Raw genomic sequence first — 15,950 nt, 5'->3', positions numbered from 1 at the left:
CCCGGGAGCAACACCGATGATTTCGCAGGACAACCCGTTCGCCGCGCCGAGTGAGCTGCCCTACGCCCTTCCGCCGTTCGACCGGATCGCCGACGAACACTTCCTTCCCGCCTTCGAAGCGGGACTTGCCGAGCACGCCGCCGAAATCGAAGAGATCGCCAACTCCGCGGAGCCGCCGACCTTCGAGAACACGATCGTCGCGCTCGAGAAGTCCGGAAGGCTGCTGTCCCGCGTGTCCAGCGTGTTCTTCAACCTCGCCGGATCGAACGCGAACGACGAGATCCAGCGCGTGCAGGCCGAGATGGCGCCGCGGCTGGCCGCACACGCCGACGCCATCAACCTCAACCCGGCGTTGTTCGCCAGGATCAACTCCCTGTTCGAGCGCAAGGACGAACTCGGCCTCGACACCGAGTCGCTCCGCCTCCTGGAGCGGCACCACACCGACGTGCGCCGCGCCGGCGCCGGGCTGCCCGAGGCCGATCAGAAGCGGCTGCGCGAGCTGAACGAGCAGCTTTCGACGCTGTCGACCCGCTTCCAGCAGAACCTGCTCAAGGACACCAACGAACTCGCCGTGGTCGTCGACGACGTCGCGGAGCTCGCGGGACTGGGCGAGGACGAGATCGCCACCGCCGCCGAAACCGCCGGTGAGGAAGGCAAGTACGTCCTCAAGCTGACCTTGCCGACGGCGCAGGCCGCGTTGGCCTCGCTGGAGGATCGCGCGCTGCGCGAGCGGATCTTCACCGCGTCGGTCTCGCGCGGCAACCGGGGCAACGAGTCCGACAACAACGAGGTCGTGGCCGAACTGGTCCGCCTGCGCGCCGAGCGGGCCGCCGTACTCGGCTTCCCCGACCACGCGTCGTACGTCATCGAGGACGAGACGGCGAAGACCGCTCAGGCCGCTGTCGGGCTCCTGGAACGTCTCGCGCCGGTCGCGGTCGCCAACGCCAAGGCGGAGGCCGAAGAACTGCAGCGCTACCTCGAAGCCGACATCCCCGGCGCGATCCTGCGCCCGTGGGACTGGGCGTTCTACGCCGAGCGCGTGCGCAAGGACCGCTTCGAGGTCGACACCGCGGCGCTGCGCCCGTACTTCGAGCTGAACCGCGTGCTGACCGACGGCGTCTTCTTCGCCGCGTCGAAGCTGTACGGCCTGAGCTTCACCGAGCGGGAGGACCTGCCGAAGTACCACCCCGAGGTCCGGATCTTCGAGGTCTTCGACGCCGACGGTTCGGAACTCGGCCTGTTCCTGCTCGACTACTACGCCCGCGACTCCAAGCGCGGCGGCGCCTGGATGAACAACTTCGTCGACCAGACGAAGCTCCTGGGCACGAAGACGGTCGTGGTGAACGTGCTCAACGTCGCCAAGCCGCCGGCGGGCGAGCCGACCCTGCTGACCTTCGACGAGGTCGTCACCGCGTTCCACGAGTTCGGGCACGCGCTGCACTCGCTGCTTTCCGACGTCGTGTACCCGATGTTCTCCGGTACCAACGTCCCGCGTGACTTCGTCGAGTACCCCTCGCAGGTCAACGAGATGTGGATGCTGTGGCCGGAGGTGCTGGCCAACTACGCCAAGCACCACGTGACCGGCGAGCCGCTGCCGCAGGAGCAGATCGACAAGCTCCTCGCGTCGCAGCAGTACGGCGAAGGTTTCTCGACCACCGAGTACCTCGCGGCGTCGCTCCTCGACCAGGCGTGGCACGCCCTGGGCACCGAGGACAATGTCGATGACGTCCAGCGGTTCGAGGCCGAGGCGCTGACGAAGGCGGGGGTCGCGCTGGAAGCGGTGCCGCCGCGCTACCGCACCACCTACTTCGCGCATATCTTCAGCGGCGGCTACAGCGCCGGGTACTACTCCTACATCTGGAGCGAGGTCCTCGACGCCGACACCGTCCAGTGGTTCCGCGAAAACGGCGGGCTCTCCAGGGAGAACGGCGACCACTTCCGCCGCGAGCTGCTCGGGCGGGGCGGCAGCGTCGACCCGATGGCCGCCTTCCGTGCGTTCCGCGGCCGTGACCCGGAGATCGAGCCGCTGCTGAAGCGCCGCGGCCTCGCCGGGGCCTGATCCTCCTGACGGTCTCCCCGCCCGGACACCCCCAGTGCCCAGGCGGGGAGACCGCGTTCAGGCGGAGAGTTCGGCGACGGCCGCGGCGACGTCGTCCACTTCCCGCTCGGTGTTGTAATAGTGCGGGCTCAGCCGAAGGCACCAGTCGACGTCCTTGTCCCCGAAGTCGAACTGCGCGAACTCCCGGTAGCTGAGCGCCGAGTTGATCCGCCTGCCGTCCATCGCCGCCTTGAAGGGCACGGCCTCCCAGCCCTTGATGGAGAACGTCACCAAGGCACCCAGTTCCGGGCCACGGTCGAGCACTTCGACGCCCGCGATGGCGCGGAGACCGTCCCGCAGCCTGCCCGCGAGCGCGGGGGTGCGTCGTGAGATCGCCTCCAGGCCGACCTCACGGGCATACCGCGCCGCCGTCGCGCAACCGAGCACGGTGGCGTAAGGGAATTCCCATTCCTCGAATCGGGAAGCAGACTTCGCGGGTTCGTACACGCCGGGCGCGGTCCATCGGGCGCCGTGCATGTCGATGAACAGCGGCTCGTGCCCGGCTTCGAGGAACCGGTCGGACACGAACAGGAACCCCGAACCGCGTGGGCCACGCAGGAATTTGCGGCAGGTCGACGTGAGCAGGTCGGCGCCGATCTCTTCGACGTCGATGGGGTACTGGCCGATCGATTGGCAGGCGTCGACCAGGTACAGCAGGCCGAGCTCCCGGCAGTGCCGTCCGATCTCGGCGACCGGCTGGACGAGCCCCGAGTTGGTCGGGATATGCGTGGCGGCGACCAGTTTCGGTTTCCTCGTGCGCATCAGGGCCGCCATGGCCTCGACGTCGACCCCGCCTTCCCGCGTGTCCGGCGCGTGCACGATCTCGACGCCGAACCGCTTCCGCAGCGACAGGAACGCGATCTGGTTGGAGATGAAGTCGTTGCGGGTGGTGAGCACGACGTCGCCGGGCTCGAACCGGATCGCGGAAAGCGCGGTGGAGTAGGCGTGGGTGGCGCTCGCCGCGAAGGCGATGTTGCGCGGCCGCGCGTTGATCAACGCGGCGATCTCGCGGTAGAAGCCCGCGACCTGATCCGACCGTGCCGCTGCGGCCTCATAGCCGCCGAACTCGGCTTCGAGATTCAGATGATCGAGCATGGCGGCCAGTACCGGCTTCGCCAGAAGTCCGCAGCCCGCGTTGTTGAAATGGACGACCTTCTCGCTGCCCGGTGTATCGGCCCGCAGCGCGGAAACGTCCAGTAGTGATTCCGTGCGATTCTCAGTAGCACTATCATGGTCTTTCATGTCGGATAGTAGCACTTCCGCACTCGTTCTCCAGCTGCGTTCCCTGATCCGCACGGCGGCAGCGGGGGACCGGTTGCCCAGCAGTCGGGAGCTGATCGAGCGTTACCGAGTCGGCCCGGTGACCGTCTCGCGTGCGATCGCTCTGCTGGCGGCCGAGGGCGCTGTCGTGACCCGACCCGGAAGCGGGACGTACGTGGCTGCCAGGCCGTCGACGGCGGACGGGCCACTCGACACGGCATGGCAGACCGTCGCGCTGACCGATCGCAGCGTCGACACCACATCGCTCACCGGCGTCCTCGGCCCGCCACCGGAGGGCGCGATCCTCCTCGACGGCGGATATCCACACCGATCACTGCAGGCGACCCGTTTCCTGAGCGCGGCGCTCGCGCGGGCGGGGCGCCGTCCGGATTCCTGGGATCGGGCCCCCGCTTCCGGGCTGGCCGCGCTGAGGTCGGTGTTCGCGGGGCCCGCCGGTGCGTCACCGGACGACGTCCTGATCACCGCCGGCGGTCAGAGCGGGCTCTCCATGGCGTTCCGGGCGATCGCGGCGCCCGGCAGCCCGGTCCTCGTCGAATCGCCGACCTATCCGGGAGCGCTCGCCGCCGCACGGGCGGCGGGGCTCCGCCCGGTGCCGGTTCCCCTCGACGACGACGGGGTCCGGCCGGATCTGCTGGCGGAGGCGTTCGCGATGACCGGCGCCCGGCTCTTCTACTGCCAGCCCACGTTCCACAACCCGACCGGGACCGTGCTCACGGCGGAACGCCGCACCCAGGTGCTCGAGGTGGCGCGGGCGGCGGGTGCTTTCGTGCTGGAGGACGACTTCGCGCGGCACCTCGCCCACGGAGTCACGACACCGCGTCCGCTGATCGCCGACGATCGCGACGGTACGGTCGTGCATCTGACGTCGGTGACCAAAGCCGCCGCGCCGAGCCTCCGGATCGGAGCGCTGATCGCGCGTGGACCCGTTCTCGACCGGATGAAGGCGATCCGGCGGGTCGACGACTTCTTCGTCTCCCGTCCGCTGCAGGAGGCGGCCCTCGAACTGCTCAGCGCGCCGTCCTGGGAACGTCACGTGCGGAAGCTGGGCTCCGAACTGCGACAGCGATGCGGAAAGGCGGCCGCGGCGCTGGCGGGGGAGTGTCCTGAGTGGACTGTCGCGCGGTTGCCCGAGGGTGGGTTGCATCTGTGGGTGCGGCTGCCGGCGGGGAGTGACGCGAACGCGGTCGCCCGCGCGGCGAGAGAGCGGGGAGTCGTGGTGGGGGCGGGGGACCGGTTCTTCGCCGCCGAACCGGCCGGACCGTTCCTCCGGCTCGGCTTCGCCGCCGCGGCCGACGTCGCCGAGCTCGTCGAAGGCGTCAAGCGGCTCCGTTAAATGTATAACGACCTATACGGTGGGGCTCAGGCCAAAATCGCGTCAAGCAACAGATAAACACCACCGCCGAGGACGACACCGGCGGCCATCCCGGCTGTGACCTCGGCTTTGGTGTGGTCCCCGAGTTCGACGCGGGACCAGCAGACCCAGCCGACGCCGAGGAAGACCAAGGCGAGCCAGGGGCCGTAGACGCGGATCAGCATCACGGCCGCGCCCGCCGCCACCATCGCGTGCATCGAGATCTTGAACTCGAGCCCGAAGGTGATCGTGAGCGCGGCCACCAGGCAGACGAGTTCGGCGGCCGCGAGCGCGATCATCTCGTGCGGGGCGCCGCCGGCGATCAGGACGACGAAGCCTGCGGTCAGCGAGCCGATGCAGACCGCGAACGGGATGAGCCGCCCGGCGCGATCGGTGACGTGGTGGCTGTCCCACTTGCCCTTCCTGGCGCCGCGCACGATCACGGCCATCGGGATCAGCGAGCCGGTGACGCCGACGACGAGACCCCAGAGCACGGTCTCGCCGACGTGGTATCCGGTGACCTTCCAGGCGACGATCAGCGGGAGACCGAGCACCCAGACCCAGGGAGCGAGCACCTCGGTCGCGATCCGCGCGAGCCGTCGGCGGGTCCCGGGGGCTTCCGTGGTCTGGGTCGGCATCGCGTGTGGTCTCCTCGGGAATCGTGGCCGGAGCGGCTCCTGCCGGACTCGCGCCCGGCAGGAGCGGTGATCATCGTTCCAGACCCCGGCGGCCCGCCCGCGCGAGGATGTCCGCGCCCGCCGGGTCCGCCCGCGCAGCCTCGTCGAAACTTTCCTTGGGCAGCACAGTGTTCCCGGCCACGGTCACCGTCTCGGGTGGGGTGTCGTAGCCGTCGGGCAGGACGTCCCAGAAGTTGCCGATGAAGGCGACGTTCTCCATCGGCGGGCCCACCTGGAGCACGATCGGGGTGTCGGCCCGGTGGACGATGTTGCCGAGGACGGTGACCCACGCCGCGCCGTAGTCGGTGTAGAGGCCGAAGTTGTACGAGGTGAGGACGTCGCGGACGACGTTGCCGCGGACCAGTGCCCCGCGGGCGAACGACGAGCCCTGTGGTGCCGACAGGTAGATCCCGCCGCCGTCCATGAGCTTGCCCATGCTGCGCTCGACGAGATTCGAGATCACCTGCGTGCCCTTGGCGCGCTCGCCGCCGGTGATCACGATGCCGTTGTGCGGGACGTCGTGGATCTCGTTGTGTGCCACGGAGGTCTCCACGGACTCGACGACGAGGACGGCGGGCGAACCGCGGTACTCGGTGCCGATGTGATGGACGAGGTTGTCTTCGACCGCGATCCGGGTGCTCGTGTGGACGGCGATCCCGCTGCCCGAGATCTCGTCGAAGACGTTCGACAGGATCCCCACGTCGGTGGCGTCCTCGATCAGCAGACCTCCTGCGCCGAGCCGGGTGAAGCGGTTGTCTTCCAGAGCGACCCGGCTGACCGATGTGAGGCTGACGTTGGCGGGCAGCTGGACCGGCTCGGCGGGCACGTGGACGTAGCCCACGTCCGCGCCGAGGTCGATCTTCTGGAAGTCGCCCCGTTCGTAGCGTGCGTTGCCGTGGTAGTGCAGGTAGCCGCCGGTGCGAGTGGGGCCGGACCAGGTCGCGTCGGTGAAGGTGAGGCCGCGCAGCACGAGGTCGTGGACACCTTGTCCGCTGATGAGCGTTTCGAGCACCGGAGCGACGACGTTGGTCTCGTTGAGCTTCTCGCCTGGACGCGGGCGGTAGTGCAGGACGTGATCGCCTGTGTCGGTGCGGCGGACGGCGAAGGTTCCCGGTTCGGTCAGGAAGGCCACGTTGTTCTCGAGCGTGGACGGTGCGGCCAGGCCGTCCCAAGCGCCGTCGCCACCGGCGCCGTACCACTTGGCGTCGTAGAGGGATTTGGCGTTGTCGAAGGCGGGCTGAGCCATCGTGATCGTGGTCGAGGAGGCGTCACCGGAGATGGACGCGACCGCGATCCGGGCTTCGGACCACGGGTAGACGCCCGGGTACACGAACTCCAGCCCGGAGGGGTCCGGCCACGACTGGGGCTCCACGCTGTCCGTGACGTAACCAGTACCTATTTTCGTCACGTTTCCCGGGAGTCCGTCCGTGCGGGCTGCTCGGGTCGCGGGCTTGCCGTTGACGGTGAGCCGTCGCGGTGCCAGGTCGCCGATCGATGTGGTCCAGACGCCGTCGTCGCCCGTCGTCCAGCCGGTGATCTCGCGACCGCCGCTCAGTTCCACCTTTGCCTGGTCGGCTGTTCCGTAGCCGTGGGCCTGGTAGATCACGCGGAAGCCGTTCGAGCCGGAATCGCCCTGCGTGTCAGTGAAAGAAAGGGGTTCGTCCAATCGGTAGACGCCCGTCGCGAAGGAAACGACGACGTCGCCGGTCATGGTGGCCGCCGCGGCGCGGACCGCCTTCTGAGCGGCTTTCGGCGTGGCGAACGGCCGGTCGGCGGTGCCGGGCCAGTCGTCTCTGCCGTCCGGGGATACGAAGAACCTGATTTCGGGCATGCTGAAGCGCTCCTGCGAGAGGTATATGGGATATACTGAGGTTTACCAGCTAAACACGAACGAGTGAAGAGCGTCAAGGAGCAGCGGGTGGCGGAAGACGACGCGCAGCCGGATCCGGAGCGTGCGATCGAACTGCTGTGGGGGACGTCCGAGCCGGAGCGGCCCGGATTGAGTCTTGGCCGGATCGTCGCGGCGGCCGTCGAGGTCGCGGATGCCGAAGGGCTCGCCTCACTGTCGATGCGCAAGGTCGCGGAACGGTTCGGCACCACCACCATGTCGCTCTACCGGTACGTCCCCGGCAAGGCGGAACTGGTGGAACTCATGCGTGACGCGGTGTACGGCGAGTTCCCGATGGGGTCTTCGGAGGGCCTCGGCTGGCGGGCCGGCCTCGAACGGTGGGCGCGGCGGGCCCGGGAGATGTACGACCGGCATCCGTGGCTGGTCCACAGCGCCGGGTCCCGCCGCCTGCCGGGGCCGAACATCATGGCCGGCTACGACCACGCGCTGGACGTGGCCTCACGTAGCGGTCTGGCGCCGGCGCAGGTGATCGCGGTGGTGAACCTGGTGGGCGGATTCGTCGAGTCGGCCGCGCGTCAGGCGGGGGAGGCCGCGGACCTCCAGCGGCGCACGGGGGTGACCCATGAGCGTTGGTGGAGCGAACGCGAGTCGCTCTTCGAGCGTCTGGACCGCTATCCGGCGCTGGAGCGGCTGTGGAAGGCCGGGGGAATGGATGCTCCGCTGGACGCCTTCGAGTTCGGGCTGCGGAGGACCCTCGATGGTATCCAGGCGCTCATCCAAAGCCAGGGGAGTGAGGTAATCAGTGACGAAAACGGGGGAGGGGAGTGCGTCGTCTGCGGTAAGCCCTTGGCCGGGGGAGGGCGAGGCCGGCCTCGGGACTACTGCTCGCGGGCGTGCCAGCAACGCGCCTACCGGCGTCGTCAGGTTCAAAGTGTATAACGACCTATTCAGTCGAGCTTGGAACAAGATCAACTTCAAGCTCAGTGTAAAACCCGCAAAGACGGTCGGGGCTCTGGCTAGGGTTGTCCGGTGATCACCGAAGTCTTGCTGGAGCAGCTGGAAGAGGACGCCTCATCGGCTGTGCTCTTCCAGGGTTTTCTGGAGCCTGGAGCACAGGCGGCCCAGGCGCTGCTCGTGCTGGGGAAGGTCGCCCGCACCCGGTTCTGGATGCCTCCGTCCATGGTGAACCGGCTGATCGCCGAGTCCGATCCGGTGTTCACCGCGGATCGGACGACGCTGCGCGCGGAGGCCTTTTCGCCGTGCTGTGGCTTGTACGCCAGGCTGGATCTCCTGGAAGCGGGTGACCTCGGTGAGGGTTGTACCAATGTGGACCTGTCCGAGGCGACGCGAACCGTTCTGGCCGGGGTCGTCGCGCAGGATCCGTTGCATCTGACCGTTCGTGGCGAGGGAATCCGGCTCCGCACGCTCGACGGGCAGAACGACGAGGCCGTGGTGCCGCTGCCGGATCGCTGGGTGTCGGGGTTCGCCGAGGTCGCCGCCGTCACGGCGGGAGCGGTCGAGAAGGCGGAGCTGGACAAGGCGGAGGCGCGGAACTTCCTGCGGAGGCTGCCCACTTCGGTCGGCCAGTCGTGGGCGGTGGCGTCGGGTCGTGGGCTACGGCTGACGTCACGATCAGGCCGGGACTCGATCCCGGCGACCGGGCTCCATCGATTGCGGGTCGTCGAGCCGCTCGTCCGGTTCGCTCAGGGGCTGACCGTCTACACGCGACCGGACAGCGAGGTCGCGACCTGGGTGCTCCGGTTGGAGCGAGCGCGGCTCGTCGTCACATTGTCCCCGGAGCTGTCCCGGGGTTTCTCGGGTGAAGGCGGCTGGCTGAACGCGCTGGCGGCGGGTCTCGAAGCCCCGGAACTCGTCGCGGGCCGCGCTGGTCACGACGTCGTCGACGGCACGTGGTTCCCGCGCGAGCTGCCGAGCGGGGCTGCTCCGGCGAACGGCCGGCTGGCGAAAGCCCGTGAGCTGCTCGCCGCCGGAGCCGTCCAGAGGTTGCCGGACGGTGGCTACGAGATCACCCGTGCCGGCTCGGTGCAGCGCGTCCGGCTTTCGCCCGCCGGCTGTACGTGTGCGTGGTGGGCCAAGCATCAGGAGAACCGAGGGCCTTGTTCGCATGTGCTGGCGGCCCGGATGTCAGCCGCTGAGTCGTGACGCCGCCTTCGCCGCTTTCGAACTGCCCTTGAAACCGGTGAGCCACTCTTTCGTTTCGGCGCTGATCGTGCCCGCGCCGCGGTCCACGAGGTCCGCGGCGAGTTCCAGCAACGCGAAGATGCCGCGGTGTGCGGGCGCCAGCTTCGGCAGCAATGTGTCCAGTGTGGACAGTACGGCGATCGGGTGTTCGTTCGCGATGACCGAGAGCCGGGGCGCCAGTCGCGTGATGATGAGCTGCGGGCCGAGTGCGCCCAACGCCTCGCCGAGTGCGCGAGGGCCGAGCATCCGACGGTCCAGCAGGGTCAGCACGGCGTCCGTGCCGAGCTGGACGGCGGCGGGGCGTTTCAGCGCGAGGGTGGTGGCGAGGAGCATCGTGCCGGGGATGCCCGGGACCGAGGGGCTGTCGAGGAACGGAGGCAGCGCGGCCTTCTCCACGGGATAGCCGACTTCGATGTCGTTGAAGTACAGGTTTCCGGCGACGGTGGCTTCGAGGTGGTCGCGGTCGTAGGGGGAGGAGACCGCTTCGTGGCATTCGGTGAAGCCGAGCCACTCGGGGGCCCGGTTCTCGAAGAGCACGCCCAGCCAGGGAACTTCCGGTGCGGCGGGTTCCGGGGTTCGTTCGATGTCCAGTGTGTTCGAGCCGTAGTCGGTAAGGCCGGCTTTCAGTGTCCAGGTGATCGGCGGGCCGGGTTCGCCGCGGAGCGCGGCGGCGGGGTCGGCGGATTCGGGGTGTCGGGCGCGGGCGGCGGCGAGGGCGGTCCAGCCGGTGTCGTCGATGGCCGGTCCGCCGAGGGCGTAGCGGATGGTGTCGGCGTGCGGTCCGGTGAGTTCCGAGGCGAGCGCGAGGGCCGCGGGTCGCGTGTCGGGGGCGAGGCGGAGCAGTGCGTCGGCGACGTCGTCCTCTGCCGCGTCCGGGTGTTCGAGCATGCGGGCGACGAAGACGACGGGGTCGAGCCAGCCGCCGTGGTGGGTGGCGGCGGAGACAGGGACGGCGGTGCCTTCGAGCAGGGCGGTGATCCGGTGGTGGAGGGGGCGGCGCCAGCCGTCGACCTGAGGTAGAGGGGCGACGTCACGGCCGGCGAGGCCGAGGACGAGCGTGGCGATCATCTTCGGTACCGCCGCGCTGTACTGCTGGGCGGCGATTCGCGCGGCGCGTTTCACCAGCGGTTTGAGGGCGTCCTGGAGTTCGCCGGCGACACGGTGGGCCCCGTCGAGGGCGGCCAGGAGGAGGTCGGCCTGGTCGGGGTCGGCGAGCAGGGAGGAGAGGGCTTCGGCGACCGCGGCCGGGGTGTCGGAGACTTCGAGCGGGACGGTCAGCGTTTTGCGCTGGTCCCACGGTGTTCGGGTGGGTTCCGGGTACTCGGTGGTCTCGATGACGGGCGGCGTCTCAGGGGTGACGCCGAGCCGGGCGGTGGCGATGGCGCGGACGTCGGAGGCGTCGTGGGTGATCGCCGCTTCGAAGACTTCGTTGGCGAGGTCGGTGAGCTCGGGTCGCCGGTCGGCGATACGGCCGGCGAGTTTGAGTGCGAGTTTGGCGGTGGCGGCGCCGCGTCCGGCTGCTGCGGCGGGGAGGTGCTGGAGCGCGACTTCGTCGTCGAGCGTGCCCTGTTTGTCCACAAGGGACAGTGCTTTGACGGCGAAGGAGACGGTGCGGGGGAGGCTGCTTCCGCACAGCCGGGCGTAGCGGTGCTGCGCCGCGGTGCGTTCGTCCGGGGTGGGGGCGAGCGCTTCGTGGAGTGCGGCGTACCACTGGGCGCGGAAGGCGGCGAAGTCGCGGGCGAGGACGTCGAGGGTGAGGTCGAGGAGCCGGATGCGGTCGAGTTCGCCGGTCTCGGTGAGTTCGAGCAGTGCGGTGGACCATTTGTCCTGGTCGCGGACGTACTTGTCGAAGGCGGCGAAGCTCCCGTCGCCGTTGCCTTCGATCGTGAGCAGTTCCCAGATCTCGGTGAGGGCTTCGCGTTCGGTCCGGAGCCGTTCGGCGAGTGGTTTCCCGCCGAAGCGTCCGGCCCAGCGGAACCAGCCGGCGTGGTATTCCGGTGTCCGGATGGGTTCGAGGTCGCCGTCGAGGACCATGCGGCGGACGGCTTCCCAGGCGGTGTGGTGGCCGATCATGCGCAGCGCGATCGTCTTGCGTTCGGTGAGCGAGCGGTCCTGCAGGACGCGTTCGAGGATCGTGGGCGAGGCGATCCAGAGTTTGCGCAGCAGGGGGTCGCTCGCGGGGAGTGCGGTCCAGAGGGCGGTCGCGGCTTGCTGGGCCCTGAGCGGGTTGCGGGCGCCGTAGGTGTCGGGCTTGATCTCGACGAACTCGCGGCTGTCCTTGAAGGTGGCCAGGAGTTCGGGGACGAGGGCTTTCCGCTCGGCTTGGGAAAGCTCGAGGGCCCTGGTGAGGACTTCCGAGGGCTGGCCGGTGAGGAGCTCGTCGAGGTGCACGGGTCCATTGTGGCGTGAGCACCGCACTCGCGTGATTGGAGGCGGAACTCGCGTGATCAGCGGCGGAACACCCGAGTGCCGCCTCCAATCACGCGAGTCACGTCCCTGATCACGCGAGTCACGCCTTCGATCACGCCACGCGGCTGCTCACCCCGGAGCGGCGTCCGCGAAAAGGCGGCCGTGTCCCGGGGGACACGGCCGCCTTCGTGAGGTGGTTCAGGCTCAGATGAGGCCGAGCTTCTTCACCGCGTCGCGCTCTTCGGCCAGCTCGTTGACCGAAGCGTCGATGCGGGCACGGGAGAAGTCGTCGATCTCCAGGCCCTGGACGATCTTGTACTCGCCGTTCGCGGCGGTGACCGGGAACGAGGAGATCAGGCCTTCCGGGACACCGTAGGAGCCGTCGGACACGACCGCCGCCGAGGTCCAGTCACCCTCGGGGGTGCCGTTGACCCAGGTGTACACGTGGTCGATCGCCGCGGAGGCGGCCGACGCGGCGGAGGACAGGCCGCGAGCCTCGATGATCGCCGCGCCACGCTTGGCGACGGTCGGGATGAAGTCGTCGGTGAGCCAGGCCTGGTCGGTGATGACCTCGGTCGCGGCCTTGCCGGACACCTCGGCGTGCGCGATCGACGGGTACTGGGTCGCGGAGTGGTTGCCCCAGATCGCGACCTTCTTCAGCTCGGTCACCGGTACGCCCAGCTTCTTCGACAGCTGCGCGAGGGCGCGGTTGTGGTCGAGGCGGGTCATCGCGGTGAAGCGGTCGGCCGGGACGTCGGGCGCGTGCGCCTGGGCGATGAGGGCGTTGGTGTTGGCCGGGTTGCCGACGACGAGGACCTTGATGTCGCTCGCCGCGCCGGCGTTGATGGCCTCACCCTGCGGCTTGAAGATGCCACCGTTGGCCTCGAGCAGGTCGCCGCGCTCCATGCCCTTCGCGCGGGGACGGGCGCCGACGAGCAGGGCGACGTTCGCGCCCTCGAAGGCCTGCTTCGGGTCGTCGAAGATGTCGATGCCCGACAGCAGCGGGAACGCGCCGTCTTCGAGTTCCATCGCGGTGCCCTCAGCCGCCTTGACCGCCTGCGGGATCTCCAGGAGCCGCAGCTTCACCGGGGTGTCCGGGCCGAGCAGCTGACCGGACGCGATGCGGAAGAGCAGCGCGTAGCCGATCTGGCCGGCCGCACCGGTGACGGTGACGTTGACAGGGGCTTGGGTCATTGCGGTTCTCCAGCTTGAGGCGACATCGACTTGTACCGCGATGCTAGTCCTGTCCCGAGTCGCCGTTCGGGTGCGTCCAGTCACTGTTTTCTTGATCGATGCCGTCGGCGGCCACGTTCGCGGCGAGTCGCGAGAGCAGCCCGGCCAGCGTGGTGATCTCTTCGTCGCTGAACCCGGCCCGGATCCGTTTGTCGTGCGCGATCGCCGCCTTCGCCAGCCGATGGAAGACCGTTTCACCCTCGTCGGTGAGTTCGACGACATGCACCCGCCGGTTGTCGGGATCGCGCCGCCGGGTGATCAAGCCCGCACTCTCCATGGCGTTCAGATGATGGGTGAGCGTGGCGCCCTGGATGCCGACCGCGGCCGCGAGCTCTCGCTGATTGGCCAGGCGCCGGGTCTTCAGCGTGATCAAGATCTGCCAGACGGGCTGTGAGCCGCCGTCGGCGGCCAGTGCCTGATCGAAGGCGCGCCCGACGGTCTTGGCGGTTTTGGCGAGGACGACGCCGATGGGTGCCGCGGTGGGTTTCTGCACGTCCAGGAGCATAGCGCACTGCTCTAAGAGTTTGACATCGAATCATTAGATATCTAACGTTAACGAGGTCGAACGAACGGAGGAAACGCCATGCGCAGTACGGAGAGCGAGATCCGCGACCTCGGGGCCCGCTGGGCCGACGCCGAGGTCCGCGGCGACACGGAAGCACTCGACGCGATGACCACCGCCGACTTCACCCTGGTCGGGCCACTGGGGTTCGTACTCGGGAAACCGCAATGGCTGCAGCGCTACCGCGGCGGCGACCTGGTCACCGAGAAACTCGACTGGACCGAGGTCGACGTCCGCGAGCACGGCACGGCCGCCGTGTCCGTCGGCGTGCACGCCCAGGAGGGCACGCATCAGGGGAACCGCGTCGACGGCCGGTTCCGCGTCACCCACGTGTTCGTCCGCGACGACGACCGCTGGCTCATCGCCGGCATCCACCTGAGCCCGATCGGCGGGCCGCCGCCCTTCGCGCGTCCCGAAGCACCCGGAAGATGAGGAAGATCATGCGAATCAGCGTCAGCGTCACCGATTTCTCCTGGCCCGGCGGTCTGGTCGACAACCTTCTCGAAGTCGCCCGGACGGCCGACGCGACCGGCCTCGACACCCTGTGGGTCGCGGACCACCTCCTGCAGGCCGCGCCGGGCAGCACGCCGGACTCGGAGATGCTGGAGGCGTACACGACACTGGGCTTCCTCGCCTCGGCGACGTCCCGGATCCGGCTCGGCACCATGGTCAGCGCCGCCACCTTCCGGGCTCCCGCCCTGCTGGTGAAGGCGGTCACGACGCTCGACGTCCTTTCGCGGGGCCGCGCCTGGCTCGGGATCGGCGCCGGCTACCAGGAGGACGAGGCCCGCGCGATGGGGCTGTCGCTCCCGCCGATCCCCGAACGGTTCGAACGGCTGGAAGAGACCCTCCGCATCGCCGGCCGGATGTGGGACGGCGACACCTCGGAGTTCGCCGGCAGGCACTACCGGCTGGAGCGGCCGGTGAACAATCCCTTGCCGGTGCGGCGGCCGAAGGTGCTCATCGGCGGCACCGGGCCGAAGCGGACCCTGCGGCTGGTCGCCGAGCATGCCGACGCCTGCAACCTCTTCGACATCCCCGACGGAGGCAAGACCGTCCGCGCGCAGCTGGACGTCCTCGCCCGGCATTGCGCCGACGTCGGACGGCCTGTCGAAGAGATCGAGAAGACCATCGCGACCCGGCTCGCGCCGGGGGAGTCCTCAAAGGACTTCGCCCGCCGGTGCGGCGAGTTCGCGTCCTGGGGGCTCGACCACGTCGTGGTGATCACCGCCGGCGCGTGGGATCCCGGCGCGGTGGCCGTGCTCGGCGAAGCCGCGGGCCTGGTCGCCGCCTGAACCGGCCTGTCTCCGCGAAATCGTCAACGGCGAAGCCGCGAAAGCTTTTTCCATATCGTGCTAATCGAATGGTGTTTTCCGGGGCCGACGGTGTTCCCATTGGTCCCGGAAAACGGTTACAGTCCATAATATCTTTTCATGAACCGATCGCCGAGACGGTTTCGTCCGATCGGCGGGCGGCATCGTGATGATCGACTCGCTAGCATGAGTCCGCCCAGTTCCCCGCCCCCGTGTGGAAGTTTTGGGAAGGACCCCATGCTCAATGCAGTGGTTGCCGCCGTATCTCTTTTCTCGTCGATAATAACGCCGAACAGCATGTCCCCGCCGCCCGGACCGCCGCCCGACCGGGTCGTCATCGACGTCGTCACCGTCAACGGTTCCGGTTGTCCGCCGGGTTCGTCCGCCGTCGCCGTGGCCAGGGACAACAGTTCTTTCACGGTCACCTACAGCGAATACACCGCGCAGGTCGGCGTCGGCTCGAGGCCCACCGATTTCCGGAAGAACTGCCAGCTGAACCTCAACATCCACGTGCCGCAGGGATTCACCTACGGTATCGCCAGCGCCGATTACCGCGGTTTCGCATCACTCGAATCCGGCGCCAAGGCATTGCAGCGGGCGAATTACTACTTCCAAGGGAATTCGCCGACCGCGCAGGTGAGCCATCCCGTCAACGGGCCGCTGTCGGACAACTGGCAATTCCGCGACGAAGCCGAAGGTGGCGTCATCATCTACAAGCCGTGCGGCGAGGACCGGAATCTCAACGTGAACACGGAACTGAGGGTCGGCGCGGGTTCGTCGGATCCGAAGAAGACCACCAGTTTCATCACGATGGATTCCACCGACGGCGCGTTCAAGACCACCTACCACTTCTCGTGGAAGACCTGCCCGGCCTCCTGACCTCTCCTCCAGGGTGACGGCCTGCTTCCCGGTCCGGAAGAAGGCCGTCCCACCCATGCCCGGTCAGGGCCTTGGCCGCTCTGAACGAGGACTTCA

13 protein-coding genes are annotated in these 15,950 nt (G+C 68.6%); 7 read left to right on the top strand and 6 right to left on the bottom strand.

All coding sequences use genetic code 11. The features are described 5' to 3' along the window. Positions 1-16 precede the first annotated feature (16 nt). On the top strand, positions 17-2,059 hold the full coding sequence (locus ED92_RS14995; protein WP_037338260.1) for a M3 family metallopeptidase: 2,043 nt from the start codon (positions 17-19) through the stop codon (positions 2,057-2,059). Between the two features lie 57 nt (positions 2,060-2,116). On the opposite strand, the gene ED92_RS14990 is transcribed toward ED92_RS14995, so the two are convergent. Then, on the bottom strand, positions 2,117-3,340 hold the full coding sequence (locus ED92_RS14990; RefSeq protein WP_037338257.1) for an aminotransferase class V-fold PLP-dependent enzyme: 1,224 nt from the start codon (positions 3,338-3,340) through the stop codon (positions 2,117-2,119). Here ED92_RS14990 and ED92_RS14985 point away from each other — a divergent pair. Beyond that, the gene (locus tag ED92_RS14985) at positions 3,339-4,712 is read left to right on the top strand and encodes a PLP-dependent aminotransferase family protein (protein WP_037338254.1); all 1,374 of its coding nucleotides are present in this window, start codon (positions 3,339-3,341) and stop codon (positions 4,710-4,712) included. The two genes, ED92_RS14990 and ED92_RS14985, sit on opposite strands and share 2 nt — an antisense overlap. A 26-nt stretch (positions 4,713-4,738) precedes the next feature. Here ED92_RS14985 and ED92_RS14980 read toward each other — a convergent pair whose 3' ends face one another. Together ED92_RS14980 and ED92_RS14975 are read right to left on the bottom strand one after the other, a co-directional pair. Beyond that, a complete protein-coding gene (locus ED92_RS14980; protein WP_037338252.1) occupies positions 4,739-5,368 on the bottom strand; it encodes a hypothetical protein in 630 nt (209 codons plus the stop codon). Between the two features lie 70 nt (positions 5,369-5,438). Then, positions 5,439-7,238 carry a right-handed parallel beta-helix repeat-containing protein gene (locus ED92_RS14975; protein WP_037338249.1) on the bottom strand — a complete coding sequence of 600 codons (1,800 nt, stop codon included), beginning with the start codon at positions 7,236-7,238 and terminating at the stop codon, positions 5,439-5,441. A gap of 63 nt (positions 7,239-7,301) precedes the next feature. Between ED92_RS14975 and ED92_RS14970 the strand changes: the two genes are divergently transcribed. Beyond that, positions 7,302-8,195, top strand: coding sequence for a TetR/AcrR family transcriptional regulator C-terminal domain-containing protein (locus ED92_RS14970; protein WP_235213277.1), 894 nt, complete (start codon positions 7,302-7,304; stop codon positions 8,193-8,195). 90 nt (positions 8,196-8,285) lie between these two features. Further along, positions 8,286-9,419 carry an SWIM zinc finger family protein gene (locus tag ED92_RS14965; protein ID WP_037338246.1) on the top strand — a complete coding sequence of 378 codons (1,134 nt, stop codon included), beginning with the start codon at positions 8,286-8,288 and terminating at the stop codon, positions 9,417-9,419. On the opposite strand, the gene ED92_RS14960 is transcribed toward ED92_RS14965, so the two are convergent. The 3 genes from ED92_RS14960 to ED92_RS14950 form a co-directional block, all read right to left on the bottom strand. Next, positions 9,402-11,849, bottom strand: a complete 2,448-nt coding sequence (locus ED92_RS14960; RefSeq protein WP_037338244.1) for a DUF6493 family protein — start codon at positions 11,847-11,849, stop codon at positions 9,402-9,404. The genes ED92_RS14965 and ED92_RS14960 overlap by 18 nt on opposite strands. A gap of 222 nt (positions 11,850-12,071) precedes the next feature. Continuing rightward, positions 12,072-13,061, bottom strand: a complete 990-nt coding sequence (locus ED92_RS14955; RefSeq protein ID WP_037338241.1) for a malate dehydrogenase — start codon at positions 13,059-13,061, stop codon at positions 12,072-12,074. 43 nt (positions 13,062-13,104) lie between these two features. Then, on the bottom strand, positions 13,105-13,593 hold the full coding sequence (locus ED92_RS14950; RefSeq protein WP_037340039.1) for a MarR family winged helix-turn-helix transcriptional regulator: 489 nt from the start codon (positions 13,591-13,593) through the stop codon (positions 13,105-13,107). A 90-nt stretch (positions 13,594-13,683) separates the two neighbouring features. On the opposite strand from ED92_RS14950, the gene ED92_RS14945 reads away from it, so the two are divergent. From ED92_RS14945 to ED92_RS14935, 3 genes are all read left to right on the top strand, one after another. Next, on the top strand, positions 13,684-14,094 hold the full coding sequence (locus ED92_RS14945) for a nuclear transport factor 2 family protein (protein ID WP_037338239.1): 411 nt from the start codon (positions 13,684-13,686) through the stop codon (positions 14,092-14,094). 8 nt (positions 14,095-14,102) lie between these two features. After that, a complete protein-coding gene (locus ED92_RS14940; protein WP_037340036.1) occupies positions 14,103-14,957 on the top strand; it encodes an LLM class F420-dependent oxidoreductase in 855 nt (284 codons plus the stop codon). 315 nt (positions 14,958-15,272) lie between these two features. Next, a complete protein-coding gene (locus ED92_RS14935; RefSeq protein WP_081975799.1) occupies positions 15,273-15,854 on the top strand; it encodes a DUF4360 domain-containing protein in 582 nt (193 codons plus the stop codon). Positions 15,855-15,950: the final 96 nt, after the last annotated feature.

The sequence above is a fragment of the Amycolatopsis sp. MJM2582 genome (assembly GCF_000754115.1).
Taxonomy (GTDB): Bacteria; Actinomycetota; Actinomycetes; order Mycobacteriales; family Pseudonocardiaceae; genus Amycolatopsis; species Amycolatopsis japonica.
The sequence above is the reverse complement of the archived record's forward strand: the minus strand, read 5'-3'. Positions and strand labels throughout refer to the sequence as shown.

Excerpts from the sequence above, each read along its gene's own strand:
- ED92_RS14995 (WP_037338260.1), top strand. The coding sequence starts at position 17 with ATGATTTCGCAGGACAACCCGTTCGCCGCGCCGAGTGAGCTGCCCTAC.
- ED92_RS14985 (WP_037338254.1), top strand. The coding sequence starts at position 3,339 with ATGTCGGATAGTAGCACTTCCGCACTCGTTCTCCAGCTGCGTTCCCTG.
- ED92_RS14990 (WP_037338257.1), bottom strand. The coding sequence starts at position 3,340 with ATGAAAGACCATGATAGTGCTACTGAGAATCGCACGGAATCACTACTG.
- ED92_RS14980 (WP_037338252.1), bottom strand. The coding sequence starts at position 5,368 with ATGCCGACCCAGACCACGGAAGCCCCCGGGACCCGCCGACGGCTCGCG.
- ED92_RS14975 (WP_037338249.1), bottom strand. The coding sequence starts at position 7,238 with ATGCCCGAAATCAGGTTCTTCGTATCCCCGGACGGCAGAGACGACTGG.
- ED92_RS14955 (WP_037338241.1), bottom strand. The coding sequence starts at position 13,061 with ATGACCCAAGCCCCTGTCAACGTCACCGTCACCGGTGCGGCCGGCCAG.
- ED92_RS14945 (WP_037338239.1), top strand. The coding sequence starts at position 13,684 with ATGCGCAGTACGGAGAGCGAGATCCGCGACCTCGGGGCCCGCTGGGCC.
- ED92_RS14940 (WP_037340036.1), top strand. The coding sequence starts at position 14,103 with ATGCGAATCAGCGTCAGCGTCACCGATTTCTCCTGGCCCGGCGGTCTG.
- ED92_RS14935 (WP_081975799.1), top strand. The coding sequence starts at position 15,273 with ATGTCCCCGCCGCCCGGACCGCCGCCCGACCGGGTCGTCATCGACGTC.